Raw genomic sequence first — 26,520 nt, 5'->3', positions numbered from 1 at the left:
GAGAGCCTTATGTCTATCGCGGCTCGCAGCGCTTTGCTCAATTGCCCAGATCCGGGAATCCGCCGCCCGAAGAGGCGGCATCACACGGAAGACGGGAGGATGAAAGGTGATAAATGCCGCATAGCTCATGATCTCCGTGTGCCTGCGCCTGATGGCAGGAACGGCCGTGCGCGTCCACGGAACACCACACGGCGGCCAATTGCCCCTGCTCCAGGCGGTCGTTCGGCCTTCCTCCGGGAGGCGGATGAGCATCACTCGTCCCGGGCGACGAGTTCCGTGAAATTCATTTTGCGCTCGGCGTGCTCATCGCCCGATTCTGCGAATTGGCTGACGTCCGTTCTGGACGAACCTCGTGCTGGGCTCGCGCCCTACTGAATCCCGTGCGAGGCGGTGTCATGCTTTTGCCGGAGCTGCCTCCCGCCGTGACCGCGAGTGCCGGGAACCGTCGCCGTAGAGCAGTGAAGTCAGCAGTGAAGTACAGCAGCGAAGTACAGCAGTGGAGTGCAGCGGTGAAGTACAGCAGCCCCACAGCAGACGGCCCCGGCTGCTTACGTCCGCCAGGATCCCTTGGCCTTGTTCACGAGATTCCTCGTGCACAGAGCCAGTCCCTTGAAGTGGGCACCTTCCTCTGGTCCGCCCGGTGATCCGAACGGCAGGACCTGGCCCTTCGTCGTGGCCGGTACCGGGCACGGCCGGGCGTCGGCCCCGCTCACCCCGTCGTGGTCGCGGGCCAGGCGTCGCCCCGGATGCGGGCGTGCAGATGCTCGTCGTGCCAGCCGTCCGCGTGCAGCAGGGCGCTGCGCATGGTGCCTTCCAGCGTGAACCCGGCCTTCGCCGCCACCCGGCAGGACGCGGGGTTCGCCACGGAGTGGGTCAGGCGCAGCCGGTGCAGGCCCAGATCGTCCAGGGCCCAGCGGCTGACGCGGAGCACGGCGTCGGCCATGGCGCCGGTGCCGCGGGCGGCTGGCAGCAGCCAGTAGAGCAACTCGGCGCTGCCGCCCGCGAGATCGAAGTCGGCCACCCCGATCAGGCCCACGGCCGGGCCCTCGCCGGGTCCGGCGAGGGCCCAGAGCGCCGCCTGCTCGCTCGCCCAGCGTTCCCGCCAGTGCGCGATCCGCGCTCGCGCGTCGTCAGGCGTCAGCTGCCCGGGACGGTTCCACTGCTGGATGGCCGGATCGCGCGTTGATTCGGCGAGCGCCTCGGCGTCCGCCGCCCGCCACGGACGCAGTTGCCGGCCGCCGGCCGCCGGGAACACCGGCTGTGCGTCGCGGCTCATCCGGCCGGCGGGCACCACGGGAGGTATCGGGGAGGTCATCGGAGCATGATGCCGGATGCTGATGGCACGCATGGCACGCATGGCACGCATGGCACGCATGGCACGCATGGTGCTGGTGGCGCTGGTGGCGCCGGGCTCGGGTGCGGAAACGCGGCCGGGGCGGTGCTCGGGACGCGTGGGGAAGCGAGTGCCGTGGGCACCGGGCCGCACTTGCGCGGGTGGCCAGAGGCCGTGACGGTCTCGGCGGTCTTCCGCCGGGCGAGGGTGAACCGATGGGCGGCCCGCGGATCGAGGTCGGGCTCGATGGTGATGTCCTGCGGTGACGTCCGGCGGGACGGGCCGCAGCGGGCAGGGGGACGACACCTCGTCCCGCCCGGGTGTGAAGAACGGATGAAGTCCGGGCAGGGCGATCAGCCGCAAGATCACCCCATGGCGGTTTTCTCCCGGTATCTCCTGGTCGCGTCGCCAGTACGCTCTGCTGCCCATGGACGTGCACACAGGAGACGGGATGATCGCCGTCCCGCCGGGGCGGGTGACACTGTCGGACCGGCGGACGCGGCGGAGCTGGCCGGTCGATCTCGCGCCGTACCGGCTGGCGGTGTTCCCGGTCACCCAGGCGCACTTCGCCCAGGTCACCGGTGAGTGGCCGAGCAGCGCGCGGGGTGACCAACTGCCTGTCGAGGGCGTGTCCTGGTGGGACGCGGTCCGATTCTGCAACGCCCTGTCCCGGTGCGCGGGGCTGACGCCCGCCTATCGCCGCCGGGCCGACGCCGGGGAGGTCGAGTGGGACGCCTCCGCCGACGGGTACCGGCTCCCGACCGAGGCCGAGTGGGAGCACGCCTGCCGTGCCGGTACGGCCGGGGCGCGGTACGGGCGGCTCGACGAGATCGCCTGGTATCGCGGCAACTCGCGCGAGCGGATGCACGACGTGGGCGGCAAGCAGCCCAACGCATGGGGCCTGGGCGACATGTTGGGCAATGTGTGGGAGTGGTGCTGGGATGTCTACGATGCCGAGGTCTACGGCACCTATCGGGTGCTGCGGGGCGGTGGCTGGTTCGACGAGCACTGGAGCTGCCGTGCCTCGGTACGGCGCCGTGGCCACCCGGACTTCCGGATCGACGACGTAGGGTTCCGCCTCGCGCGTTCCGTCCCGCGCTGACCCGCGTTTGCGGCGATGACGATTTCAGCGGGTGATGACTGCTCGATGGGCGGTGATCACTTCGGTAGGTGGTGACCGCTTCAGTGGATGGTGATCACTTCGGCGGGTGGTGACCGCTTCGATCGCCGGCCCGTGCACCGGCGGCGGGGCTGAGCTGGTCCGGACCGGGGCGCAGGCCCCTACGTGCACGGGGCGTGCGCCGTGGCCGGGCCCCCAAGTGCGCCAGATACGCCGGCCGGGCCACGGTGAGCCATCTGCCCCGGATACGCCAGGTGCGCCACAGGAATCATCCGGTGGCGCACCGTCCCGCCGTGGGGTTCCGTGCCGCGTTGCGTCAGCCGGGCTGTGCCGCGCCGCGCCGCCGTACTACTTCAGCGCGCTGCGCTGCTGCCACTGCTGCCAGTTCTCCTGCCAGACCTCCAGGCCGTTGCCGACGTCGGTCTTCTTCGTGCTGGTGGTGCCCTTGACCTCGACGGTGGAGCCGATCGGCAGGAAGTCGTAGATCTTCTTGGCGTCGCTGGTGGTCATGCCGAAGCAGCCGTGGCTGTTGTTCGCCACACCGAGGGACTTGTTCCACGGGGCGGAGTGCAGGAAGGTGCCCGAGGCGGTGAGGTGGGTGACCCACTTCGAGTCCAGCGACCACTGGTTGCCGAACCCGATGGTCTCGGACTTCATCGTCTCCGCGGCGTTCTTGCTGCGTACGGTGTGGATGCCGCCGCGGGTGGGGTCGGCGGGCGAGCCCGCGGAGCCGGTGATGGTGCCGACGACCTTGCCGTTCTCGTACATCGTCAGGGTGTGCGCCGGTACGTCTATGACGGCCTTGTGGTCCGCGCCGATGGTGAAGCCGAAGTCGTAGTCGCGGGCGAACCAGCCGCCCTTGCCCGAGTTGATGCCGGCGAGCCCGCCCTTGACGGAGACCTTCGTGCCCGACGGCCAGTAGGTCTTGGGACGCCAGTCGATCCGGTCCTTGCCGGACCAGTCCTTGACCCAGCCCCAGGCGCCCTCGACCTTCGGCTGGGTGGTGACCTTGAGGGCCTTCTCGATCTCGGCGCGCTGATCCTTGGCCACGGGGTTGTCGAAGAGGATCGAGACCGGCATGCCCGTACCGACCGTGTCGCCGTTCCCCGGCTGGTTGGTGAGCTTGTTGACCTTGTCGGCCTCTTCCGTGGTGAAGGTCGAGGTGGCGGCGGATTCCTTGCCGCCCGTCGACTTGGCCTTCGCCTGCACGGTGTACGTGGTCTTCGGCTTGACCTTGCCGTCCGACTTCCATGACGCGCCGTCACCGGCCAGCCGGCCGTCGACCTTGGCGCCCTTGTCGTCCTTGACCTCGACCGAGGTGAGCTTCCCGCCGTCGGCCCGCACGGATATGTCGGAACCGAGCTTCGCCGCCGCGCCGCCCCCGGCCGGGGCGACGGTCACCTTGGTCTCCGGCTTGTCGGCCGCCTGCGTCGAGCCGCCTCCGCCACCGCAGGCGGTCAGCACGGTGGCCGTCGCTATCAGGGCAGGTATCAACCGGGCGGGGTGACGGCGTGGTCCGGCGTGCACGAGGATCCCTCCAAAGCAGAACAACTGTCAGCGGCGGGGCCCCGGCCCGCGGCTGCGTGAACCGCCAAGGCCGTATCGCGCCCCCCACATATACAGAGGCTTCATCCGCTTATTTGGTTGTCCGGCAAACTGGACACTTATGACACGATTCGGTCTCGGACTCTGTCTCGTCCCCGCCCCTGGTGGCCGGTAATGCGCTGAGCGGGCTGAAGTGTCCGCGCCCGCGGTGCCGAGCACAACAGAACGGGCATAGCTGGCGAATTGCACCGATTTCCCCGACTCGGTCCTCTGCCCGCAGGAGTCAGCGTGAGTCAGATGCGAGGCCCCGTACCCACCGGCCCCCGGAACCCGGCACGTCCGGGCGGTGTCGCGGCGGTCGTCCGGAACACCGCCGAAGCCCTCGGCGCGGCCGCGGCGGGCATCATCGCCATGGCCGTGGTCGCCGCCCTCGGTCTGTGGGCGGCGGGCGCCGGGGACCTGCCCGGCGGGGCGTTCCTCCGGGTGGTCGCGGCCGTCGTCGTCATCGCGGCCGGCGGCTCGGTCGCGGTCTCGGGCAGCGCCGGTGACCTCGCACGGGCGGCGGCCACCGTCGACGCCGTACCCCTGTCGGTGACGCTGGCCGGAGCCCTGGTGACCGCCGCCGTCTTCCTGCTGCCGCTGCGGCGGCGGACGGCCGCCACCGGCCGCGGACTGCTCGCCCGCGCCGCCGGAACGGCCGTGTGCTGGCTGGTGCTTCTGCTGCTCCTCGCCCTCGCGGCCCGCCACAGCTTCCGCGTCTCCGTCGGCAGCGGCCTCGCCGACGAACTCGGCGCGGCGCTCGGCGCGACACCCACCGTCGCCTTCCGCGCCGAACTGCCCGCCACACTCGGCACCGGCCTGCTCTGGGTGCTGGCCGTGCTCGCGCTCGCCTGTCTCGTCTCGCGCCGGGTGCCGCTCGCCGCCGGGCCGCGCCGGGTCCAGCGCTCGGTCCGGCCGTATGCCTACGCGATGGTGCTGGTGCTGCTCGTCTATGTGGCGATCGGCGTGGTGGTCGGCGTGGTCGTGCTCGCCACCCGGGGGCAGCCGGCCGAGACCGCCGGCACGATGCTCCTCGGGCTGCCGAACCTGGCCTGGATCGCGCTGGGCACCGGCACCGGCGGCGCCTGGTACGGCCATCTCACCGGAGCCCCCGGGCTGCCCCTTCCCCATGTGCTCGACCAGGTGCTGCGGACCCGCGACGGGGACCGGACCCTCGACCTCGGCGCGCTCACCGCGTACGACGGCCGGGCCTGGCTGCTGGCGGCCGTGGCGGTCGTGGTCCTGCTCGCCGCCTCGTACGCCGCGGCGGTCCGCCGCCCGGCCCCCGCACCGCTCTGGCGGCACGCCCTCGCCATGGCCGCGTCCCTGGCGCTCACCCTGCTCGTCGTCGGACTGCTCACCCGGATCTCCGCGCACTACGGGCTCGCCCTGATCGGCGTCGGGAACCTCAGCGGCCTGGGCGGAGAGTTCGTCCTGCGACCGGAACTCCTCCGGCTGGCCGGTGCGGGTGCCGTCTGCGGGCTGGCCGCCGGACTCCTCGGCGGCCTGCCGGCCCGGGGCGTACGGCAACCCGGTGGGGCCCGGCCACCCCGCGGCGTACGGGGCGCGGGGCGGTGAACGTTCCTGTTTATGCCGGCCACACCGGTCGGCAGCGATGCTTGGTACGCCTTGGTGCGCGCGCCGCGCTGTCGAGGTGGGCGGGAGCCGACGGCCAGGGGCGCCGTACCCGAGCCGAGGAGCCGAAGCGCCGAGTTGTTTTCTTCGCGGGCGGGTGCCGGGCCCGGATGTCCCGGGATTCCTCCTGTACGGCGAAGGATTTCCGCGGTCGCGTTGTATCAATAACCGGGTGGAGAAGTCGTTCCCCCCCCTCGAATGAGGCGGAGCCCGGAGACTGCCGTCGGCATACTTTCGCATGCCGTGCCCCGGTTTCCGCAGGAGGGTTCTTTGGTGTTGTGAAGCCTCCAATCGGCCGTACAATCACCGTATGGCACAGAAGGTAATCACCATCTACACAGACGACCTCACGGGCGAAGAGTCCTCGGAGGCCGCAACTCACACCCTCTCCCTCGACGGTGTGACATATGAGATCGACTTGGGCCCGGACAGCTACGACCAGCTGCTGGAGGCCGTTGGGCCCTTCATCAAGGTGGGGCGTAAGACCGGGAAGGCCCGGAAGGTGTCCAAGGCCGCGTCCGGCGGCGGAGACACCGCTGCTATCAGGGCCTGGGCGAAGGCGAACGGATACGAGGTCAACGACCGCGGCCGCGTTCCGGCCCCTGTACGGGAAGCCTACGAGAAGGCCAACAAGTAAGAATCGAACGGTGAGAGCCCCTCGGCTTCCGAGGGGCTTCTTTTTGTTTGCGGGGGTGGTAATGCGGGGGGAGGTGAGCTACGCGATGGGGCGACGGACGGCGGGATTGCGGACCATGGGATAGCGGATCGTGAGATAGCGGGACAGGGGGACAGTGGGATGGCGAGAGGGGGGTGGGGCGGGGAGGGAAAGAGGGTGGGGGCCGACGGGCTTCGTGCGACCCCTGAGTTAGGTGCGTAACTTTCACCATTGCGGTCGGTGAGAATATTTGTGAGCCGATATGGGGGTGATGTGATCGAAAGGCGTGGTTTTTGGGGCGAGTGAAATGCGGCGGGGGAGGCGGCGGGCGGTCCGGGCCCGGTGGCCGGAGGCGGGTGTCGGCGCGGCCGGCAGATCGTCAACCGTGGGTTGACGACTCTCGATCGTCAACCTATGGTTGACGCATGGAGAAACCGGTGCACGTGACGAACTCGATCCGTCTCGACGACCTGATCGAGGCCATCAAGAAGGTTCATTCCGACGCTCTCGAACAGCTTTCCGACGCGGTCCTGGCCGCGGATCACCTCGGCGACATCGCCGACCACCTGATCGGCCACTTCGTCGACCAGGCACGACGTTCGGGCGCGTCCTGGACGGACATCGGCCGGAGTATGGGGGTGAGCAAGCAGGCGGCGCAGAAGCGCTTCGTCCCGAAGAATCCGGGCGAGCCGTCGGACCTCGATCCCAACCAGGGGTTCAGCCGGTTCACCCCGCGGGCCAGGAATGTCGTCGTGGCGGCCCAGAACGAAGCGCGGACGGCGAGCAACGGTGAGATCGGTCCCGTCCACCTGGTGCTCGGGCTTCTGCGCGAGCCGGAGGGGCTCGCCGCGAAGGCGATCATCACGCAGGGTGTGCCGCTGGAAGCTGTCCGGCAGGCCGCCACCGCGGCGCTGCCGCCGGCGGCCGGTGAGGTGCCCGAACTCGTCCCGTACGACGCGCAGGCGCGCAAGGCACTGGAACTCACCTTCCGGGAGGCCCTGCGGATGGGCCACAACTACATCGGGACGGAACACATCCTGCTCGCGCTGCTGGAACTGGAGAACGGCACGGGCGTGCTCGCCGGCCTCGGTCTCGGCAAGGCGGCCGTCGAAGCCCACGTCACCAGCGTCCTGGCGCCCTTCCTCAGTGCCCAGGAACAGGGGCGGGAGCAGTCGTAATTCGCTGGCGTCCGGTTCGGAGCGGGGGCTACGGTTCCCCCGTTCCGAGCCGCGACATATATCGATGTGTCGATGTGTCGCTCTCGGGTGTGCAGGTACGCAGGCAGCGGTGCGAAGAAGCACGTCGAGGTACGTGGTTCTCCGCGGAGAAGAGCGGGAGGTGGGGGCATTGATGACGGTCATGGCGACGGGCGCGGCCCGCATGCAGAAGTTCATCGCTTTCACCTCTGTGGCCTCCGGCTGACACCCACACCACTTCCGCGCGCTCAGCGCGCTGCCGGGGCCACCCTTCGAAGGGTTCCCCTTGATTCACGCTTCGCGCAACACGGCTTCGGCGTTCTCGAAGTCCTCCGAGGTTTCCGCGTCCGCGTCTTCCGCGCCGACCGCGCCTTACGCTTCCGAAGCCCTGATCGCTTCCGAGGCTCAGCTCACCACCGAAGTCCCGCACGCCCTCGTCGCATACGGCTGGGACGACGGCTGGGCCGCCGAGTTCGCTCCGTATGCCGAGCAGGGGCTGCTGCCCGGCCGGGTGGTGCGGGTCGATCGCGGCCAGTGCGATGTCGTCACCGCGGGCGGCACCGTGCGGGCCGACACCGAGTTCGTCGTACCGCGCGACCCGATGCGGATCGTGTGCACCGGGGACTGGGTCGCCGTCGACGCGGCCGGTGATCCGCGGTACGTGCGGACGCTGCTGCCGCGCCGTACCGCGTTCGTACGCTCGACGTCGTCGCAGCGTTCCGAGGGCCAGGTGCTGGCCACCAATATCGACCAGATCGTCATCTGTGTGTCGCTCGCGGTCGAACTCGACCCCGGGCGCATCGAGCGGTTCCTCGCGCTCGCCATGTCCAGTTCCGATGGCGGTGCGCTGCTGCACGGGGCGGCACCCGCCGTGGCGGGCGGCGCGCAGCCGTTGGTGGTGCTGACCAAGGCGGATCTGGTCGGCGATCCGGACACGCTGGCGTATCTGGTCGCGGATGTGGAGAGCGCGGCCCCCGGTGTGCAGGTACTGGCGGTCAGCGCGGAAACGGGGGACGGGCTGGAAGTGCTGGCCGCGGTGCTCGCCGGGGGTACGTCCGTGCTGCTGGGGCAGTCCGGCGCGGGGAAGTCGACGCTGGCCAACGCCCTGCTGGGCGAGCAGGTGCAGGGTGTGCGGGCCGCCCGGGACCGGGACGGCAAGGGGCGGCACACGACGACGACGCGGAATCTGCTGCCGCTGCCCTGGGGCGGCGGGCTGATCGACACGCCCGGTCTGCGGGGCGTCGGGATGTGGGACGCGGAGTCCGGGCTCACCCGCACGTTCTCGGACGTCGAGACGCTGGCCGGGGAGTGCCGCTTTCACGACTGTGCCCACGAGGCGGAGCCCGGCTGCGCGGTCCAGGAGGCCATCGACAACGGGGAGTTGCCCGAGCGGCGGCTCACCAGTTACCGGAAGCTGCTGCGGGAGAACCGGCGCATCGCCGCGAAGACGGACGCGCGGATGCGCGCGGAGCTCCGGCGGGGCTGGAAGCAGCAGCAGGCGCTGGGGCGGCACATGATGGAGCGGAAGCGGGGACCGCGGGGGTGAGGACGCCGCCGCACCGGGCTGTGCGCCGGGTGCGGCGGCGGCAGCCGATCGTGAAGCCCGGCGCGGGGCCGACGCCACCCAGGGTGGGCTTCCCCGACCTCGGCCCTGACCTCGGCCCTGACCTCGGCCCCGGCCCTGACCCCGACGCTGGCCCCGGCCCTGACCCTGGCCTTGACCTCGGCCCCGGCCTTGACCTCGGCCCCGGCCCCGGCCCCGGCCCTGACCCCGGCCCCGACCCGACGACGCCCCCGACCCAGCGACGCCCCGTGGTCCCTCGACGCCCCATGGTCCCCCGACGCACCGGCTCAGCCGGCGAGGACGGCCCCGGCCCAGGCGCCGACTACCAGCAGGCAGGCGAACTGTTCGACCAGCACGCTCAGGCCGATGGCGCGCATCACCCTGCGGGTGGCGGCCCAGGCGTCGCCGTGGCTGCCCAGCCGGACCCGTTCCAGGAGGTAGAGCCCGCCGACGCCGCCCAGGAGGCAGCCGATGACCGGGATCACGAAGAAGCCCACGATGCCGGCGGCCCCGGCCATGAACAGAGTGCGGTACGGGGTACCGGCCGCGCGGAGGTCGCGGGCCGGCAGCAGCCATTTCAGGGCCTGGTTGAGCAGCAGGACGAGGGTGGCGCCGATCAGGATCTGCCAGGCGAGCGAGGACCGGCCGGCCGTGGCCCACCACAGCACGCCCGCCCAGACGATCAGCGGACCCGGGATGCCGGGAATCAGCACCCCGAACAGACCGAGCAGCATGACGAGGCCGACCGCGACCAGCTGCCACCCGTTCATGCGCCGGCCTCACTCCGCCCCGCACTCCGCCCGGTGGGTGCGCGCCCGCCGCCCTCGGGCACGAGCCCCACGGCAGGTCCGCCCGACGGGCCGGCCGCGGGCCCGGACGGGGGAGGCGTCCGGCGCAGCCCGGCCCGGCGGGTGACTCGTACGCCGCGCTCTCTCATGGCCCAAGCCTGCCGGACGCGGGGCGGACGCGCTTCCCGGCGCGGCTCTCCTCCGCCCCACAGGCCCGGGGGCCGCCGGGCCACGGCCGCCTATCCGCCCTGTCCGTCGTGTCTCTCCCGCCCCTCGCGCGCCACCCACCCCCGTTCGTAGGCGCGCCAGCCCAGCTGGAGGCGGGTGGTCACACCGGCCAGTGCCATCAGATGGCTGACCCGGCGCTGGACGGTGCGCAGGCCCAGGCCGAGCTGCTTGGCGACGCTCGCGTCCGTCAGGCCCGCCAGCAGCAGCGAGAGCACTTCGAGGTCGGCGCCGTCCGGGTCGCCCGTGCGCGTTTCGTGCGCGGTGCCGTCGGCCGCCAGCCGGAGCGGTACGGCCTGCCGCCAGACGGCCTCGAACAGGGCCCGCAGGGATTCCAGCAGTCCGCTGTCGTGCACCACCAGCGCCGCCGGCTCCGTGGCCGCCGCGCCGCGCGCGCTCAGCGGCACCAGCGCGAGCGTCCGGTCCGCGATCACCAGCTTCGTGGGCACCTCGTCGACCACCCGGACCCGCTCCCGGCGGCTCAGCGCCTCGGACAGCCCGAGCAGTGCGCCGGGCGTGGCCAGCACCCCCCGCTCGATCACCACGCGGTAGTCGACACCGCGCTCGGCGGCCCGGTCCTCGGCCTCGTTCTCGGCGTTGGTCACCGCGGCGGGTGTGGTCGTCACCAGGGCGCACACCTCCTCCGCAGCGCCGAGCTGGAGCTGACGGAACCGGTGCGCGACGGCGCCGGTGCCGGTCACCACCTCGACCAGATCGTGGACGGCGGGCTCGGCGGCCCGGCCCCGGAACTCCTCGGCCAGCACCGCCGCCGCCATCTCCGCCCGGTCGAGTTCGTGCCGCTGCTGGGTGAGCAGCGCGCCGAGCGCGACCGCGGGCGGGGCGGCGACCCAGCGGCCGGGCCGGGTGGAGGACCGGGCGGCCAGCCCCTGCCGCTCCAGGTGACGCAGGGCGCGTACGGTGTCGTCCTCGGGCAGCGTCAACTGATTGGCCAGATAAGGGACTTCGGCGGCGCCCAGGCCGACCAGCGTCCGATAGGCCGCCTCCTGCGCCTCGTCCAGACCTATGGCACCGAGCATCTCGTCTCTCCTCCGGCCGCCGGACCGTGAGCCGTGGCGGGAAGGGGCCACGGCGTGAACCCGCCATCGGCATCATCCCCGCACCACCCGGTGCTCTGCCAAGGTGTCGGCACCGCGGCACCAGTTGGCACAGGTGGAGATGGGGTGTGTGATGCGTTCCGGCTCGGACAGCAGCAGTGCACGAAGGGTGCGAAGACCTCGTATCGGCAGGAGAGGGGCGGCGGATACGAGGGCCGTGCCGGGCGCGGAGCCGCCCCGCCCGTCGGCCCGCCGGATACGTACGGCGCGACCGGTACGTACGGCGCGTACCGGGCTCGGCGCCGCCCTCGCCGCCGTGCTGGGCGTCGCCCTCGCCGTACCGTCCCAGGCGCAGCCGGCGGCGGGGGCCGCGGGGCCCGCGGTTTCCGCGGGCGAGCCGGGGGCGCGGCCGATCGTGGGCAGCGCCGCCGCGGCGGCGGCCGGCCAGCGCGGGACGAGCGCGACGGTCACCCTCGTCACCGGCGACCGGGTGCAGGTGCTCACCGACGCCGCGGGGCGCAGTACGGCGGCCGTGCTGCCGCGGGCGGACGGCAGCCAACCCGGCGTCCAGACCCGGCAGTTGGGCAAGGACCTGTACGTGTACCCGGACACGGCGGCCGGTGCGCTGGCCCGCGGACGGGTGGACGAGGAACTGTTCAACGTCTCCGGGCTGATCCGGCAGGGCTACGACGACGCGCACAGCGCCACGCTGCCGCTGATCGCCACGTACGACTCCTCGGTGGACGTCGCCCGTTCCGTACCGGTCACCCCGCGCGGCGCCCGGCGCGGCGCGGTCCTCGGCGCCATCGACGGGGTCGCGCTCGCCGCGGACAAGAAACAGGCGCGGGACTTCTGGCAGGACGTCGGCGGCGGCCGGTCCCGCGCCGCCGCCGCACCGAAGAAGCTGTGGCTGGACCGGAAGGTGCAGGCGACACTGGACCGGTCGACGAAACAGGTGAACGCGGTGCAGGCGTGGGCCGCGGGCTTCGACGGCAAGGGCACCGAGGTCGCCGTCCTGGACACCGGCGCCGACACCGGACACCCGGACCTCCAGGGCCGGATCGCCGGTACGAAGAACTTCACCGACGCGGCGGGCGTCGAGGACGTCCAGGGGCACGGCACGCACACCGCCTCGACCGTCGGCGGCAGCGGCGCCGCCAGCGGCGGTAAGAAGAAGGGCGTCGCACCGGGCACCGGGCTGCTGATCGGGAAGGTCCTCGACGACAGCGGCTCCGGGGCCACGTCGTGGATCATCGCCGGTATGCAGTGGGCCGTCGAGCAGCGGGCCGACGTGGTGTCGATGAGCCTCGGCACGCCCGAGGCCACGGACTGCACGGACCCGCTGGGGCTGGCGGCCGAGGAACTGTCCAAGAACACCAGGACCCTGTTCGTCGTCGCCGCGGGCAACGCCGGACCGGCCAAGTCGTCCGTCTCCTCGCCCGGTTGCGCGCCCGGAGTGCTGACCGTCGGAGCGGTGGACCGCGACGAGAGCACCGCGCGGTTCTCCAGCCGCGGCCCGGTGCCCACCACCCACACCCTCAAGCCGGAGATCGCAGCCCCGGGCGTCGGGATCTCCGCCGCGTCCGCCGGGGGCCGCGGCGTCTACGCCTACCGCGCGATGTCCGGTACGTCGATGGCCGCACCGCATGTCGCCGGTGCCGCGGCCGTCGTGCGCCAGGCACACCCCGACTGGACGGCCCAGCAGGTCAAGTCCGCGCTGGTGGCCTCCGCGCAGACCGGGGCGGGCACCGCGGCCGCGGGCGCCTTCGGCGGCGCCGACGAGACCGGGGCCGGCCGGCTCGACGTGGCAGCCGCCGTCCACCAGCAGGTACTGGCCGCCCCCGCCGTCCAGGGCGGCGACTTCAGCTGGCCGCAGAGCCCCGCGGACCGCACGAGCGTCGACGTCCCCTACATCAACACCACCGCCCACGAGGTGCGGCTGACCCTCACGGTCAGCGGGGTGCGCGGCGACGACGGCACCGCCGTGACCTCGCCGATCGCACGGCTCGGCAAGCGCACGGTGACCGTACCGGCCGGGGGCACCGTCCGGGTACCGCTGGCCCTCGCCCCCGACGCGCACCTGGCGAAGGGGCAGTACGGCGACATCACCGGGCGGGTGCTGGGCACCGGCGCGGGCGGCGTGCGGGTGTCCGTGCCGTTCTCCCTCTACGTCGAACCGCAGACCGTCACCCTGAAGATCAAGATGACCGACCGGACCGGCGCCCCGGCCACCGGGAGTTCCTCCCTCGACGTGGTGTCCACCGACACCGCCACCGGGGAGCGCCGGGTCAACGACGGCGCCAGGGAACAGCTCTTCCACGTCCGCCCCGGCGCCTACCTCATCAGCGGGTTCGTCGCGACCGGCGACGACTCGCTGAGCTATCTCGGGCACCCCGAATTCCGCCTGACCAAGGACACCACCCTCCTCCTGGACGCCCGCCGGGCACACCGCCTGACCGTCCGCACCGACCGGGACGCCGAGGTGCGGCGCACCGTACTCACCTACGGCCGCTGGTGGGACGACACCTGGCTGATGGCGGGTACGGCGACGACCGCGACCCCCGGGGCACAGATCTACGCCTCGGTCGAGGGCCGGGCGCACGACGGCGGCTACCAGTTCAGCAGCAACTGGCGCGCGTACGGCACGGGTCCCGCGTCCGGCGCCGGCTCCGGTCCGTACGTCTACAACCTGGCCTTCCCCGAAGCCGGCCCGGTCGGCGCCGACCGCTCCTACCGGGTGCGCGACAAGGGCCTGGCCGCCGTCCGCGCCGACTGGCACGCCGTCGGCAAGGAGGCCGACTACCTGGACCTGCTCGCCATCCGGCCGTCCTGGAATCCGCAGGACTATGTGGACGTCGGCTCCTTCGACGCGGTCCACGCGCCCGGCGTCCGCACCGAGTACTACACGCCCGGCGGCGTCGTCTGGCAGCATTCGGCCCTCACCACCATGCCGTTCGCGGCGCTGCTGACCGACCGCAACCGCAGCTACCGGGCGGGCGAGCGGCGCACCGAGGAGTGGTACCGCGGCGTACTGCGGCCCACCGCCCCGCAGAACGAGGACGGCACTCCGCAACTGGTCGCCGAGCGGCAGGGCAACCAGATCGGCTTCAGCGCCGGCTTCTGGAACGACAGCTCGGGCGAACACTGGTCCCCGGGTGGCTCGTTCGGTGATATCGGCAGCCTCCGGCTGCGCCGCGACGGGGAGCAGATCGGCGAGAGCGCGTACCCGTCCGGGGCGTTCGACGTCCCGGCGGACGAGGCGACGTACCAACTCCAGCGCGACACGGAGAAGATCCCTTCCGCCGACCGCAACTGGCTGCGCTCCGCGTCGACTTCGACGACCTGGACCTTCCGCTCCCACCTGGAGCCGGATGTGTACTCCCGCGGCCTGCCGGTCCTCTTCCCCGACTACGGGGTACCGGTGGACGGGATGAACACCGTCCCCGCCAAGGACGGCCAGCGCATCACCCTCGCCGTATCCGGCCACGCCGGGTACACGCCCGGGGCCATCACCAAGGCGGCGCTGTCCTATTCGTACGACGGCGGGAAGACCTGGCGGGCCGCCAGGACGGTGCACGAGGGCGGGACGTGGACGGCGACCGTCGACCACGCCGGAGCCGCCGGTGAGCAGGTCACACTGAAGTCCGAACTGACCGATACGAAGGGGAATTCGGTCAGCCAGACCGTGGTCCGCGCCTATGACGTGCGCTGACCTCTGAACTCCGCCGGGCGGCCCCCTTCGTGGGTGGCCGCCCGCCGGCGTCCCGGGTCCGCACCCTGTTTCCGGCGCGCCCGGCCATGGAAGATACCGCCCATGAACCAGCAGGGGGCACGACGCGGCCACGAGGACGACTGGTGGCGGCAGTTGTACGGCGACGGCGACGGCAGTCGCGACGGAGGCGCCGCCGGGAGACGTGCCGGCGGCGGCGCGGGGGAAGCCGGTACGGGGCACGGTGGGGCGCGGGACGCGGGCCCGGCCGATGCGTCGGACACGCTCGACGACCGGGTCGAGTCGGTACTGCGGGCGGTGGGTCCGGCGACCGTGGTGCGGCGGGAGGAGGCGGCGGGGCCGGGGGAGGGGAGAGCGGCGCCGTCGGAGGCCGCGGGGCCGGTGACGGCGGTTCCGGAGGCGTCTCCGGTGGAGCTGCTGCCGCCGTCTGCCGGGCCGACCGCTCCGCCGTCCGCCGGGCCCGTACCGTCCGAGCCCGAGCCCGTACCGTCCCCGTCCTCGGCCGGGATCCCGCTCCGGGCCACGGGCCCCGCACCGCACCCGCGCCCGACGCCGCTCCCGTCCGCCCCACCCCCCTCTCAGCCCTCCCTGCCTTCCCAGTCCTCCTCACCTCCGTCCCCGCCTGCCACGTCTGCCTCCCCGCCCTGCGCACCCCTTGCCGTCGACTTCGTCGGGGACCGGCCGCCCACGTACGACCCCGAGCCGGTCGCCCTGCCCGCCGCCGACCCCGCCGCCCTCGACGAGCTGGTGCCCGATACCGCACTGGAGGGCGCCCGGTACGGGTCGCTGACGCTCCGGGCGGCCTCGCTGCGCGGCGACTCCGCGCGCTACCGGGGCGAACCGCGCCGGGACGCCCTCCTCACCGCCCGCTTCGGCACCGGCCGGCACACCCTCATCCTGGCCGTCCTCGCGACCGGCGCGCCCGCCGGAGAGCGTGCCCACCTCGCCGCCCGCGACGCCTGCGCCTGGATCGGCGGTGCGGTCGGCCGCGGCCACACCCGACTGGCGGAGGACATCCGTACGGACAATCGCGGCGCCCTCAGAGCCGGACTGCAACGGCTCACCGCCCGCACCTACGGCAGACTCCGCGGCCGGGCGACGGAACTGGGTGCCGAACCGGAGGAGTACACGGCCGCGCTGCGCTGTCTGCTGCTGCCCGCCGACCCGGAGTGCCGCACCCGGGTGTTCTTCGGCGTCGGCGAGGGCGGCCTCCGCCGGCTGCGCGACGGCGCCTGGCAGGACCTGGAGCCCACCCCGCCGGGCCGTGACGCGGTCACCGGGCCGGGCCACGAGCCGGTCACCGGACCGGGCGGTGCGCCGCGCGCCGCGACGGACGACGGCCCGCGCACCGCACCGGACCCCGGCCACGGCGCGGGACCGTCCGGGAACGGGCCCGACGGCCCGCCCACCGCCCCCCGGCACGCCTCCCTCCCGGAGCTCACCACCCCCGGCCCGGCCGCTTCCCCTCCCGCCCCGGGCCTTGCCGTACCCGCTCCCGCCCTGGCCCCGGGCCACTCCGTCCCCGACCGGCCGCAGGCCCCGGATCCGTCCGAGGACGGAGCGCAGCCGGCACCGTTCCTCTTCCGGGCCCTGTCCACCCGTCCGGGCGACGTCCTGCTGCTGTGCAGCGCCGGGCTGGCCGAGCCGCTGACCGAGGAGCCCGAGTTCGCGGACCGGCTGGCCGCCCAGTGGTCCGGCGCCGAGCCGCCCGGCCTGGTCGCCTTCCTCGCCGCCGCGCACCTGCGGGTCAAGGGGCATGCGCGGGACCGCACGGCCGTGGCGGTCTGGGAGACGTAGCACCACCGGGGGTACGGCCGCCGGACCGGACCCGAAGCGGAGCGAAGGCCACCGGAGCGGAAGCCGACCGGACGGAGACGGACGGAGAGCAACCGGGAAGGGGCCGCGCGGCCCGGGACAGCGGAGGCGGACCGGCGCCGCACGTGGGTTCATGGGAGGGAGCAACGGCCGTCGGACCACGGCCCACCGGTCCACGGGCCACCGGCCGGTGAGTCCGCCCGCCCATGGGCCGCCGGCCCACGCGCCCCATCGATCCCCGTCAGAGGAGCGAAAGCGACATGGCGAAGCAGACCGTGGCCGAGCAGTTCGTGGACATCCTGGTGCGCGCCGGGGTGCAACGGCTCTACGGCGTCGTCGGCGACAGCCTCAACCCGGTGGTGGACGCCATCCGCCGGAACTCCGCGATCGACTGGATCCAGGTCCGGCACGAAGAGGTCGCGGCCTTCGCCGCCGGGGCGGAGGCCCAGCTCACCGGCAAGCTCGCCGCCTGCGCCGGCTCCTGTGGCCCCGGCAACCTGCACCTCATCAACGGCCTGTACGACGCCCACCGCTCCATGGCCCCGGTACTCGCCCTCGCCTCACACATCCCCTCCAGCGAAATCGGCACCAGCTATTTCCAGGAGACCCACCCCGACCGGCTGTTCGCCGAATGCAGCCATTACAGCGAGCTGATCTCCAGTCCCCGGCAGATGCCGCGGGTACTCCAGACGGCGATCCAGCACGCCATCGGGCAGAGCGGCGTCTCGGTCGTCTCGCTGCCCGGCGATATCGCCGCCGAGCAGGCACCCGATCGTGCCATCGAGCACGCCCTGGTCACCGCGCGCCCGTCGGTGCGCCCCGGTGACGCCGAGATCGACCGGCTGGCCCGGATGATCGACGAGGCCGACAAGATCACGCTGTTCTGCGGCAGCGGGACGGCTGGCGCGCACGCCGAGGTGATGGAGTTCGCCGAGCGCGTGAAGTCCCCGGTCGGGCACGCGCTGCGCGGCAAGGAATGGATCCAGTACGACAACCCGTACGACGTCGGCATGAGCGGGCTGCTCGGATACGGCGCGGCGTACGAGGCCACCCACGGGTGCGATCTGCTGATCATGCTCGGCACGGACTTCCCGTACAACGCGTTCCTGCCCGACGACGTCAAGATCGTCCAGGTCGATGTCCGGCCCGAACACCTCGGACGCCGCTCCAAACTCGACCTCGCCGTATGGGGCGACGTCCGCGAGACACTGCGCTGTCTGACGCCCAGGGTGCAGGTCAAGAACGACCGCAGGTTCCTGGACCGGATGCTGAAGAAGCACGCCGACGCGCTGGAAGGCGTCGTCAGCGCCTACACCCGCAAGGTCGAGAAACACGTCCCGATCCACCCCGAGTACGTCGCTTCCGTCCTCGACGAGGAGGCCGCCGACGACGCGGTCTTCACGGTCGACACGGGCATGTGCAACGTCTGGGCCGCCCGCTACCTCACCCCCAACGGCCGCCGCCGGGTGATCGGTTCGTTCAGCCACGGTTCGATGGCGAACGCGCTGCCGCAGGCGATCGGCGCCCAGTTCATCGACCGCGGCCGGCAGGTCGTCTCCATGTCGGGCGACGGCGGATTCACCATGCTGATGGGCGACTTCCTCACCCTGGTCCAGTACGACCTGCCGGTGAAGGTGGTGCTCTTCAACAACTCCTCCCTGGGCATGGTCGAGTTGGAGATGCTGGTCGCCGGACTGCCCTCGTACGGCACCACCAACCGCAACCCGGACTTCGCGGCCATCGCCCGCGCGGCCGGCGCGCACGGCGTACGGGTGGAGAAGCCCCGCCAGCTGCGCGGCGCGCTGCACGACGCCTTCAGGCACAAGGGCCCCGCACTGGTCGACATCGTCACCGACCCCAACGCCCTGTCCATCCCCCCGAAGATCAGCGCGGAGATGGTGTCCGGCTTCGCACTGTCGGCCGGCAAGATCGTGCTGGACGGCGGCGTCGGCCGGATGCTCCAGATGGCCCGCTCCAACCTGCGGAACATCCCACGGATGTGACACGGCGGATGTGGTGCGGCACCTGCCCCACATCCCGTGGACGTGGCGTACGGGCCCGCGGCGGAGGTGAACACGCGAGAGGGAGCGCCTCCCGCATCGCACGCCCGGACCGTACGCGCCCGAGCGCGGCGCTTCCGGGCGCCGTGCGTCCGCGACACGTACGCCCCGCCGGTGCGCCGGTCGCCGCGCGGCCGCCGCGGGCCCAAGCATGGCGCCTGATCGGATGGGCATGCTGACCGTGAGGCTGTTCGAGGGAGCGGGCCTACGGTTCGTTGGGGGGCGGGGGAGAGATGCGTCAGCCTGTGCGGCAGCAGAAGCGGGACGGCCGGGGGGATGCGGCCGAGGGGGACGGGGGCGGAGCGGCCGTCGCGCGGGCGCCGCGGCTGCTGGAGCGGAAGGTACGGCCCGCGGACCTCGCTGCGGTGGCCGAGGTGCGTGCCGAGTTACGGCAGCTGCTGAGCCGCTGGCCACCGTCGGCGGACGACGGCCTCATAGAGGTCGCGGCGCTGCTCACCAGCGAGTTGGTCACCAACGCCCTGGTCCACACGAAGGGCGGCGCGGTCGTCACCGCCACGGTCGCCGACCGGCTGCGGGTGGAGGTACGGGACTTCGCACCCCGGCGCCCCGAACCGCGCGCGCCGGGCGCCGACGGCACCTCCGGCAGAGGGCTGATGCTGGTGCGCTCGCTCGCGGACGCCTGGGGGGTGCGGACCCACGCGGCCGGCAAATGCGTCTGGTTCGAGCTGGGCGGCGGCTCGGGCTGACGGGCTGGGCGGCGGACCGGCCTGGCGGAGCGTCGGGGGCGCCAGTGCGATCCGCCGCCGGTCAGCCGAAATGCCGTTCGATCTCGGCCAGTTTTTCCTCCAGTGAGTCCAGTCGGGGGATGGTCTGGGTGTCGTCCTCGGCAGTGAGGTCCACGGCCGCCCGGCGGGGGGCGGTGCGCTCGGCGTCCGACACCGCTTTCAGGGCCGGGCGGGAGCGCACCGGCGGCTCTCCCGAGGGCAGCGGTTCCGGATCGCCGGTTATGACGGGGTCCGGGCCGGCCATTTCCGCGGCGGCCGCGGAGCCCTGCGGCACGGCCAGCCGCCGCCCGCTCCGGCCGAGGCCCCAGGAGCGGTGCTGCCGGTTGATGGCCTTGATCCGGGCCCGGTCGAACTTGCCCTGCTCACGCCTGCGGTGCCGGTTCCGCTCCTTCTCACGGCGGTCCTCCCGGACCTCCTCGACGGCCTCGTCCAGCGTCCGCACACCCTCCAGCAGCATCAGCGACCAGGCCGCGAAGGTCTCCCGGGGAGCGCGCAGCCAGCGCACGATCCGGATCTGCGGCAGCGGGCGGGGCACCAGGCCCTGCTCGCGCAGCGCCGCCCGGCGGGTCTGCTTCAGCGCCCGGTCGAAGAGCACCGCGGCCGACAGCGACATCCCGGCGAAGAACTGCGGCGCACCCGCGTGGTCCATACCGCGGGGCGCGTGCACCCAGTTGAACCAGGCCGCCGCGCCCGCGAACGTCCACACCAGCATGCGCGAACCGAGCGCCGCGTCACCGTGGCTGGCCTCGCGCACGGCGAGCACGGAGCAGAACATCGCCGCACCGTCGAGCCCGAAGGGCACCAAGTACTCCCAGCCTCCCGTGAGGTTGAGGTTCTGCACGCCGAAGCCGACCAGGCCGTGGAAGGACAGCGCGGCGGCGACCGCCGCACAGCAGAACAGCAGCAGATACGAGGCCGAGGCGAACAGGGCCTCCTTGCGGCGGCGCCGTTCCTCGCTGCGCTCCCAGGAGTCATCGCCGGTGGACCGGGCGGCCGCGCGCCTGCCGCGCAGGACCAGCGCCGCGGCCGCCAGGACGCCGGCGAGCAGCAGGACTGCCGGAACCAGCCAATCCAGCGATATATCCGTCATTCTCATTCTGGAGCTTCCTTGCCTCGCGATACGCACTGTCGCGCGCCATCCTGGCGGAAGCCGCCACCGTCACCGGGGAACTCGGAACAAGAGAACGCCAAGGGGTGCCGGTGAACGCGATTTCACCACCTGGATGTCGAACTCCCGTATTCGCGTGCGGTGTTGAGTTCGAAGATGACCACTCAGACGGGTGGCATGGATGGGCGCGGCACGCCACCGGGCCGCCGGCGCCCGCGAACAGCGGCCGCACACCGTGCCGCCGGGCAGTCCCGTCGAAGGCGACCGAACCTCCCGTGTCCGGCCACCGGGAGTCACCTTTCAGGAGACCTGATGCCGATCCCACCCACGCCGGTCGTCTCCGTCCGGTCGTGGCCGTGGGCGGTTCCGCTCGCCCCCGCTCGCCTCCACTCGATCCCGCGGTTCCTGAGCGTTTCCGCAGATCCCGGGCGTTGTGAAGTGAATCACAGCGGCGGGCTGTCACGGTTTGCCGGTGCGGGGTGTCTCGATGGGCGTCCGAGGAGAGGAGCCGAGTGTGATGCCGAGGTACCAACGCATGCTCGTGATGGGGGCAGGCTGTGGCTGAGGACGCCTTCACCGAGCACCGTCCGCTGCTGTTCACCATCGCCTACGAGATGCTGGGCAGCGCCACCGACGCCGAGGACGTGCTGCAAGAGAGCTACCTGCGGTGGCGCACGGTCGATCCGGCCACGGTCGAGCACCCGCGCGCCTACCTGGTCCGCACGGTGACCCGGCAGGCCCTCAACCACTTGCGCGCGGTCAAAGCGCGGCGCGAGGAGTACGTCGGTACGTGGCTGCCCGAGCCGATCCGCACCGCGCCCGACGTGAGTGAGGACGCGATCCTGGCCGAGTCGGTGTCGATGGCCATGATGCTCGTCCTGGAGACGCTGAACCCCACCGAGCGCGCGGTGTTCGTGCTGCACGACGTGTTCGGCTACACCCACGGCGAGATCGCCGCCTCGGTCGGCAAGACCGAGGTCACCGTCCGGCAGATCGCCCACCGCGCACGCCGGCACGTGCACGCGCGGCGGCGGCGTTTCGAGCCCGACTCCGATACCGGCCGGGCGATCGTCCAGCGGTTCCTGCTCGCGGTGGCGACCGGTGAGGTCCAGGAGCTGATGGATCTGCTGGCGCCCGATGTCGTCCAGTTCTCCGACGGTGGCGGGAAGGTTGTCGCCGCCCGCCGCCCGATCAACGGCCGCGACGACGTCGCCCGGTTCGTCCTCGGGGTGGTCCGGAACACCACCGCGGCGACCCGCGTCGAGCACGCCACGTACAACGGTATGCCCGCGGCACGGTTCGTCACCGACGGCGAACTCGACTGGCTGGTCGCGTTCGAGATCCACGACGGACGGATCACCGGCCTCTACGGCGTTCGCAACCCGGACAAGCTGCACCGCGCCGAGACGGTGCTCCCACTCGACAGAGGAGGTCATCAGCCGTGGAAACCATGACTGTTGAACGCGTCATCGCCGCACCGATCCAGGAGGTCTTCGCCTGGCTCACCACGACCACCAACTACACGAACTCGCCCCTGATCCTGCGCTGCCGGCTGACCCGGCACGGCGAGGCCGCGCCCTACGGCGTCGGGGCCATCCGCAGCCACCTCTGGCTGATCGGCTGGTTCCGGGAACGGATCACCCGGTACGACCCGCCGTACGCCACCGAGTACGTCGTCGAACGCAGCCTGCCGCCGTCCCGGCATGAACTCGGCCGGATGACGTTCACCGAGGTCGACGGCGGCACCCAGGTGTGCTGGACCACCCGGGCCGAGATCCCCGTCCCGTTGCTCGGCCCCTTCCTCACCCGGCACGTCGCGCGGCCGATCATCACCCGTACCTTCCGCAACATCCTCGACACGGCCAACACCGTGCTGACCCAACGCGCCAGGCCGAAGCCGGGCATGACGACCGGGCACGCCCCGGCGAACGGGGCCGAGCCCCAATAGCCAACGCCGACCCTTCCTGCCCCTTCCTGACCACTCCCGGCGTGACCGGCCGTTCAGCTCGTACTCAGCGTCGGTCGTAGGTCGACAGTCCCTGTCTCGGCCGCGTCCGCGTCCACGTCCGCGTCCTCGTCTGCGTCGCGTCCTCGGTGGGCGGGGGTGGGGAAGCTGTTGCGGCGCGGTGGCCGGTCCTGCCGGGGCCCGGCCCACCGCGCGATCGAACGGGACGACGCGGCGGCCGAGGTGGGCCGGGCCCCGGCGTGGCCGCCGGTCATCCGGCCGGGAGCCCCGGCGGCCGCGTCTCGGTGACGGACGGTGGCGGGCGGTGGCGGACAGCGGCAGGCGTGGTCTGCCACCGGCTCGGACACTGTTCTCGGCCCGACGTCGTTCCCGGCCGCTGGTCCCTCCGCACGGTTACCAGGGGCGTACGGGCGAGGGCGCAAGCTCAGGCTTCACCTGGCACGACCACCGTGACTCCCGGTACCGGCCCACCACGAACCCGGCACCCCCGTGTGCTGCTCTGGTACCGCCTCGACCGGCACACCGGCACACAGTCGCCGCGCCGTCCGGGCTGCCCGGTCAGTGCTCGCCGGGCCGGTGGACCAGGTCACCGGGGTCGGTGTTGGCGCCGCAGAGGACCACGGCGACCTTCTCGCCGTCTCCGGGCCGGTAGCCGTGGCTCGGTGCGGCCGGGCGGGGCGGCAGGTCCCGGTCGGGGACCTGGCCGGCCGGCGAGGTGAGCGCGGCGAGGGCGGCGGCGGTGCCGTGTTCCACGACCACCTTGCGGTGGTCCCACAGCGCCTGGCGGGCGCGGACGATCTCGGTGTCCGTCACGAGCACCGAGTGCACCCCGTCCTGCTGGGCGGCGTGCAGGGCCATCTGCGAGGTGCGGCGGGCGCCGAGCGAGTCCGCCGCGATGGAGTCGACGGCCACGTCGACCAGGTGGCCCGCCTCGATGGCGGCGTTGAGCGCGCGGCAGTTCTCCGGCTCGACCGCGACGGTGCGGATGCCGTGGTGCCGGGCGGCGGTGGCCACTCCGGTGAACAGACCACCGCCGCCGACCGCGACCACCACGGTGTCCAGGCCGGGGATCTGCCGGTGGATCTCCTCCAGCAGGGTGCCGGCCCCGGCCGCGATGAGCGGATGGTCGTAGGCGTGCGAGGCGAGCGCGCCGGACTCCGCGGCGAAGTCCGCGCAGGCCGCGAGGGCTTCGGCGTACTCCGCGCCGACCAGGCGCACATCGGCGCCGTAGCCGCGGAGCTTGGCCACCTTCACCGCCGGGGCGGTCGTGGGGAGGAACACGGTGGCGGTGCTGCCCTGCTGCTGGGCGGCCCAGGCGCAGGCGAGGCCGGCGTTGCCGCCGGAGGCGATGGTCACCCCGGCGTCGGGGAGGGTGCCGGCGTCGCGGTGGGCCTGGATGAAGTTCTGCGCGCCGCGAGCCTTGAAGGAGCCGGTGTGCTGCATGTATTCGAGCGCCAGCCACACCTCACAGGGCTCGGGTTCCCGGCCGTCCAGGGGGTCGCGGTACGTGGGGACCGTGCCCGGGTCGACCGGGACGAGGGTGACCGGGCGGATGTGCCCCGAGACCCGCTCGGTGGCGGCCTCGATGTCGCCGTAGGTGAGCTGGTGCACTTCGTTGCTCCTGCATGAGTCGGTCACGGCCGGGCGATGACCGGCCGGTGGTGGTGGGTGCCGGAAGGACCGTGAACGCGATCCGGTGTCCGTCCGGGTCCGACGCCGGCCGGGTCGACCAGCGACGCGTCGCCGCGCTCGGGCGTCCGACTCACCCGCCGGCAGTCTGCGACGGCCTCGGGCCGGTGGCCGTACGCCTCGCGGTGCATCTCGCCCGGCCGGCTCCCAGCGGTGGCGCCGCACAGCGGTCACCCCGCCGGTGGCCAGGACGGACCCCGGACGTTGCACGCGAGCCGGGCGACGGTCTCCTGGACGAACAGGCCGGTGGGGAACTCGCGGTTGCGGCTGTCGTGGTGGACCAAGGCCCCGGCGTCGATCTCGTGCAGGATATCGCCGACGACCGCCCGGCCGTCGGTGGCGGCCGGGGGCAACGGCCGCACACCAGGCGTTGCCCGGGTGAGTTCCTGTGCGGTGGCCGCGACGGGGACGGCCCGCCGCCCGTGCGGGAGGAGGGCCGTCAGGGAAGGGTGTGCCGTCACGCCCGAATCGCCCCGGCCGCCGGCCGGTTGGTTGTTCCGGCAGATGACTCCGGGGTGATCGCGATGATCGCCCGTGATCCCGTCGGATGATCGCCCGTGGTCCCGTCAGTGGGGGGCGTCCCGGTCTGCGGGCTCCGTGCCGGCGACGGGGAGAACGAGCGCGGACGGGTGGTGGAGCGAGACTTCGGCCGGTATGAGTCGGGTGGCCGTCGCCAGGGGTTCGCCGGTGCCGGTGTTGCGGGCGAAGCGTGGGTGGGCGCCGCCGCTGATCTGGAGGCGGATCCGGTGTCCGGCGGGGAAGTGGTGGGCGGTGGAACTCATCGCCACCGTGACGGCGGCCGGGGTGGCTTCGGCGGGTCGCAGCCGTCGCACCCCGTCGCAGATGTTCGTCGAGCGGCCTTGAGCGTCGACATCGCAGAGCCGGGCGAAGACGTCGGCGTGGCCGGTGTCCACGCCGACCTGTAGTTCCGCGCTGACCGGCCCGAGGACGTGGACCGGCGCGGTGAGCGGGGCGGTGGTGAAGGTCAGCACGTCGTCCCTCGCTTCCAAGGCGGTGTTGTCCCGGCACCCGGCCTTGTGGGACAGCAGGGGCCCGCCGATCGAGGGAGTCGGATCAGCGGGGTCGTAGCGGAAGGACATCGGCGCCGAGGTGTCCTCGGTGGCATGGGGGCTCAGTGTGCCGTCGCTGTCGAGGTACCAGCGCCGGCCGGTGCGGGGCGGGGGCCAGTCGGGGAGGTCGTGCCAGGTCTGCCGGCCGCCCAGGTGGACCCGCACCCTCGTCGTCCGCAGGCCGGAGGGGTCGTCGCACAGATGGGCCCGCAGCCAGCCGAGGCTTTCGGCGAAGACCTCGGGCCAGCCTTGCTGAAGTGCGGAGTTGTGGGTCCAGGGGCCCACGAGCAGGGCGGTGTCGCAGTCGGCGCGCCGCAGCCTGTCGTACTGCTGCAAGGTCTGGTCGAGGTACACGTCGTGCCAGCCGGTGATCAGGCTCGTCGGCACGGACAGGCGTTCGGCCGCGGCTCCGACGTCCGCCCCTTGCCAGTGCGCGTCGTCCGCCTCGGGGTGGGCCATCGCCTCGTCCAGGAACGGCACCCGTCCGTTCAGGCCGGGCAGGTACGCCTCCCCGAGGGGAAGGCTCCGTGTGATCTTCCGGAGGTGGCGTAGCAGCCGCAGGGTGGCCCGCAGAAGGCGCGGGACTCCTCGGTGCTGATGCGTCATGCCCAGGGCGACGGCCAGGGCGTTCTCGAAGGAGAAGGCGCCCGCGGGGTGGAAGAAGCCGTGCGGGTCGTGGAGGCCGACCTGGACCACCATCGCGCGCAGCTCCGGAGGCGGGTCGAGCGCGAGCGCCCACTGGGTGTATCCGAGGTAGCTGGGGCCGACCGTCCCCAGCGTGCCGGAGAACCAGGACTGCCGGCGCAGCCAGGCGACGGTGGCCTGGCCGTCGGCGGCCTCGTTGTGCCACAGGTCGAACTCGCCGCCGGATCCACCGGTCCCGCGGCAGCTCTGAAGGACGACGTGGAAGCCCTGCTCGGCCAGGAGCACGCCGTACATCGGCGCCCAGGGGAAGCCCCGGCCGTACGGCGAGCGGACCAGGAGCGTGGGGAAGTCTCCGTCGGCCAGGGGGAAGTAGTGGTCGGTCAGCAGTGCGCTGCCGTCGGCGGCGGGTACGACGAGGTCCGGTTCGTAGGCGATGTCGTGGCGCTTCGGAGGCATGCCCCGCAGGGAGCGCCTCATGACCCGGGCGTGCAGGGGCGGCTTCTTCGCGGACGAGTTGGGCGTCGCAGTCGTCACGG

General features: G+C 72.5%; 19 protein-coding genes. 11 read left to right on the top strand and 8 right to left on the bottom strand.

The window, feature by feature from the left end:
* Positions 1-709 precede the first annotated feature (709 nt).
* Entirely contained in the window at positions 710-1,315 is a 606-nt protein-coding gene (locus ACLJWH_RS24570) for a GNAT family N-acetyltransferase (RefSeq protein ID WP_411143896.1), read from the bottom strand.
* A gap of 445 nt (positions 1,316-1,760) precedes the next feature.
* Here ACLJWH_RS24570 and ACLJWH_RS24565 point away from each other — a divergent pair, with 445 nt between their 5' ends.
* The gene (locus ACLJWH_RS24565; protein ID WP_411143895.1) at positions 1,761-2,435 is read left to right on the top strand and encodes a formylglycine-generating enzyme family protein; all 675 of its coding nucleotides are present in this window, start codon (positions 1,761-1,763) and stop codon (positions 2,433-2,435) included.
* 366 nt (positions 2,436-2,801) lie between these two features.
* On the opposite strand, the gene ACLJWH_RS24560 is transcribed toward ACLJWH_RS24565, so the two are convergent.
* A complete protein-coding gene (locus ACLJWH_RS24560; protein ID WP_411143894.1) occupies positions 2,802-3,980 on the bottom strand; it encodes a L,D-transpeptidase family protein in 1,179 nt (392 codons plus the stop codon).
* Positions 3,981-4,286: 306 nt separating this feature from the next.
* Here ACLJWH_RS24560 and ACLJWH_RS24555 point away from each other — a divergent pair, with 306 nt between their 5' ends.
* The 4 genes from ACLJWH_RS24555 to rsgA all read left to right on the top strand — a co-directional run bounded on the left by ACLJWH_RS24555 (position 4,287) and on the right by rsgA (position 9,069).
* Positions 4,287-5,615, top strand: coding sequence for a streptophobe family protein (locus ACLJWH_RS24555; RefSeq protein WP_411143893.1), 1,329 nt, complete (start codon positions 4,287-4,289; stop codon positions 5,613-5,615).
* 367 nt (positions 5,616-5,982) lie between these two features.
* Positions 5,983-6,309, top strand: a complete 327-nt coding sequence (locus tag ACLJWH_RS24550) for a histone-like nucleoid-structuring protein Lsr2 (protein ID WP_411143892.1) — start codon at positions 5,983-5,985, stop codon at positions 6,307-6,309.
* Between the two features lie 443 nt (positions 6,310-6,752).
* Positions 6,753-7,505 carry a Clp protease N-terminal domain-containing protein gene (locus ACLJWH_RS24545; RefSeq protein ID WP_411143891.1) on the top strand — a complete coding sequence of 251 codons (753 nt, stop codon included), beginning with the start codon at positions 6,753-6,755 and terminating at the stop codon, positions 7,503-7,505.
* A gap of 409 nt (positions 7,506-7,914) precedes the next feature.
* Positions 7,915-9,069 (top strand): ribosome small subunit-dependent GTPase A, encoded by a 1,155-nt coding sequence (rsgA, locus tag ACLJWH_RS24540; RefSeq protein ID WP_411144014.1) that lies wholly within the window; start codon positions 7,915-7,917, stop codon positions 9,067-9,069.
* A 305-nt stretch (positions 9,070-9,374) separates the two neighbouring features.
* Here rsgA and ACLJWH_RS24535 read toward each other — a convergent pair whose 3' ends face one another.
* Together ACLJWH_RS24535 and ACLJWH_RS24530 are read right to left on the bottom strand one after the other, a co-directional pair.
* Positions 9,375-9,857: a DUF456 domain-containing protein gene (locus ACLJWH_RS24535; RefSeq protein WP_411143890.1), complete on the bottom strand. Its 483-nt coding sequence runs from the start codon at positions 9,855-9,857 to the stop codon at positions 9,375-9,377.
* A 257-nt stretch (positions 9,858-10,114) separates the two neighbouring features.
* The gene (locus ACLJWH_RS24530) at positions 10,115-11,137 is read right to left on the bottom strand and encodes a helix-turn-helix domain-containing protein (RefSeq protein WP_411143889.1); all 1,023 of its coding nucleotides are present in this window, start codon (positions 11,135-11,137) and stop codon (positions 10,115-10,117) included.
* A gap of 235 nt (positions 11,138-11,372) precedes the next feature.
* Here ACLJWH_RS24530 and ACLJWH_RS24525 point away from each other — a divergent pair, with 235 nt between their 5' ends.
* The 4 genes from ACLJWH_RS24525 (at position 11,373) to ACLJWH_RS24510 (ending at position 19,467) form a co-directional block, all read left to right on the top strand.
* On the top strand, positions 11,373-14,867 hold the full coding sequence (locus tag ACLJWH_RS24525) for a S8 family serine peptidase (protein WP_411143888.1): 3,495 nt from the start codon (positions 11,373-11,375) through the stop codon (positions 14,865-14,867).
* A 102-nt stretch (positions 14,868-14,969) separates the two neighbouring features.
* Positions 14,970-16,682: a protein phosphatase 2C domain-containing protein gene (locus tag ACLJWH_RS24520; protein ID WP_411143887.1), complete on the top strand. Its 1,713-nt coding sequence runs from the start codon at positions 14,970-14,972 to the stop codon at positions 16,680-16,682.
* A 278-nt stretch (positions 16,683-16,960) separates the two neighbouring features.
* Positions 16,961-18,703: a pyruvate dehydrogenase gene (locus ACLJWH_RS24515; RefSeq protein WP_411143886.1), complete on the top strand. Its 1,743-nt coding sequence runs from the start codon at positions 16,961-16,963 to the stop codon at positions 18,701-18,703.
* A 386-nt stretch (positions 18,704-19,089) separates the two neighbouring features.
* Positions 19,090-19,467: an ATP-binding protein gene (locus ACLJWH_RS24510; protein ID WP_411144013.1), complete on the top strand. Its 378-nt coding sequence runs from the start codon at positions 19,090-19,092 to the stop codon at positions 19,465-19,467.
* A 61-nt stretch (positions 19,468-19,528) separates the two neighbouring features.
* Here ACLJWH_RS24510 and ACLJWH_RS24505 read toward each other — a convergent pair whose 3' ends face one another.
* The gene (locus tag ACLJWH_RS24505) at positions 19,529-20,602 is read right to left on the bottom strand and encodes a DUF2637 domain-containing protein (protein ID WP_411143885.1); all 1,074 of its coding nucleotides are present in this window, start codon (positions 20,600-20,602) and stop codon (positions 19,529-19,531) included.
* A gap of 569 nt (positions 20,603-21,171) precedes the next feature.
* On the opposite strand from ACLJWH_RS24505, the gene ACLJWH_RS24500 reads away from it, so the two are divergent.
* Both ACLJWH_RS24500 and ACLJWH_RS24495 read left to right on the top strand, forming a co-directional pair.
* Positions 21,172-22,068: an RNA polymerase sigma-70 factor gene (locus tag ACLJWH_RS24500; protein WP_411143884.1), complete on the top strand. Its 897-nt coding sequence runs from the start codon at positions 21,172-21,174 to the stop codon at positions 22,066-22,068.
* Positions 22,056-22,562, top strand: a complete 507-nt coding sequence (locus ACLJWH_RS24495; protein WP_411143883.1) for an SRPBCC family protein — start codon at positions 22,056-22,058, stop codon at positions 22,560-22,562. Before ACLJWH_RS24500 ends, ACLJWH_RS24495 begins: the two co-directional genes overlap by 13 nt.
* Positions 22,563-23,138: 576 nt before the next feature.
* On the opposite strand, the gene ACLJWH_RS24490 is transcribed toward ACLJWH_RS24495, so the two are convergent.
* The 3 genes from ACLJWH_RS24490 to ACLJWH_RS24480 all read right to left on the bottom strand — a co-directional run bounded on the left by ACLJWH_RS24490 (position 23,139) and on the right by ACLJWH_RS24480 (position 26,461).
* On the bottom strand, positions 23,139-24,191 hold the full coding sequence (locus ACLJWH_RS24490) for a serine/threonine dehydratase (protein WP_411143882.1): 1,053 nt from the start codon (positions 24,189-24,191) through the stop codon (positions 23,139-23,141).
* 248 nt (positions 24,192-24,439) lie between these two features.
* Positions 24,440-24,730 carry a hypothetical protein gene (locus tag ACLJWH_RS24485; RefSeq protein WP_411143881.1) on the bottom strand — a complete coding sequence of 97 codons (291 nt, stop codon included), beginning with the start codon at positions 24,728-24,730 and terminating at the stop codon, positions 24,440-24,442.
* A 105-nt stretch (positions 24,731-24,835) separates the two neighbouring features.
* Positions 24,836-26,461, bottom strand: a complete 1,626-nt coding sequence (locus ACLJWH_RS24480) for a CocE/NonD family hydrolase (RefSeq protein ID WP_411144011.1) — start codon at positions 26,459-26,461, stop codon at positions 24,836-24,838.
* Positions 26,462-26,520: the final 59 nt, after the last annotated feature.

Origin of the sequence: Streptomyces sp. x-80 (genome assembly GCF_046549095.1) — a bacterium.
In the GTDB taxonomy this organism is placed as follows: domain Bacteria; phylum Actinomycetota; class Actinomycetes; order Streptomycetales; family Streptomycetaceae; genus Streptomyces; species Streptomyces celluloflavus.
This window is presented reverse-complemented; position numbering and strand designations above follow the sequence as displayed.

Bases quoted from the DNA above. Each gene is read 5' to 3' on its own strand.
- ACLJWH_RS24570 (WP_411143896.1), bottom strand. From the start codon at position 1,315: ATGACCTCCCCGATACCTCCCGTGGTGCCCGCCGGCCGGATGAGCCGC.
- ACLJWH_RS24565 (WP_411143895.1), top strand. From the start codon at position 1,761: ATGGACGTGCACACAGGAGACGGGATGATCGCCGTCCCGCCGGGGCGG.
- ACLJWH_RS24550 (WP_411143892.1), top strand. From the start codon at position 5,983: ATGGCACAGAAGGTAATCACCATCTACACAGACGACCTCACGGGCGAA.
- ACLJWH_RS24545 (WP_411143891.1), top strand. From the start codon at position 6,753: ATGGAGAAACCGGTGCACGTGACGAACTCGATCCGTCTCGACGACCTG.
- ACLJWH_RS24535 (WP_411143890.1), bottom strand. From the start codon at position 9,857: ATGAACGGGTGGCAGCTGGTCGCGGTCGGCCTCGTCATGCTGCTCGGT.
- ACLJWH_RS24530 (WP_411143889.1), bottom strand. From the start codon at position 11,137: ATGCTCGGTGCCATAGGTCTGGACGAGGCGCAGGAGGCGGCCTATCGG.
- ACLJWH_RS24520 (WP_411143887.1), top strand. From the start codon at position 14,970: ATGAACCAGCAGGGGGCACGACGCGGCCACGAGGACGACTGGTGGCGG.
- ACLJWH_RS24515 (WP_411143886.1), top strand. From the start codon at position 16,961: ATGGCGAAGCAGACCGTGGCCGAGCAGTTCGTGGACATCCTGGTGCGC.
- ACLJWH_RS24505 (WP_411143885.1), bottom strand. From the start codon at position 20,602: ATGAGAATGACGGATATATCGCTGGATTGGCTGGTTCCGGCAGTCCTG.
- ACLJWH_RS24480 (WP_411144011.1), bottom strand. From the start codon at position 26,461: ATGAGGCGCTCCCTGCGGGGCATGCCTCCGAAGCGCCACGACATCGCC.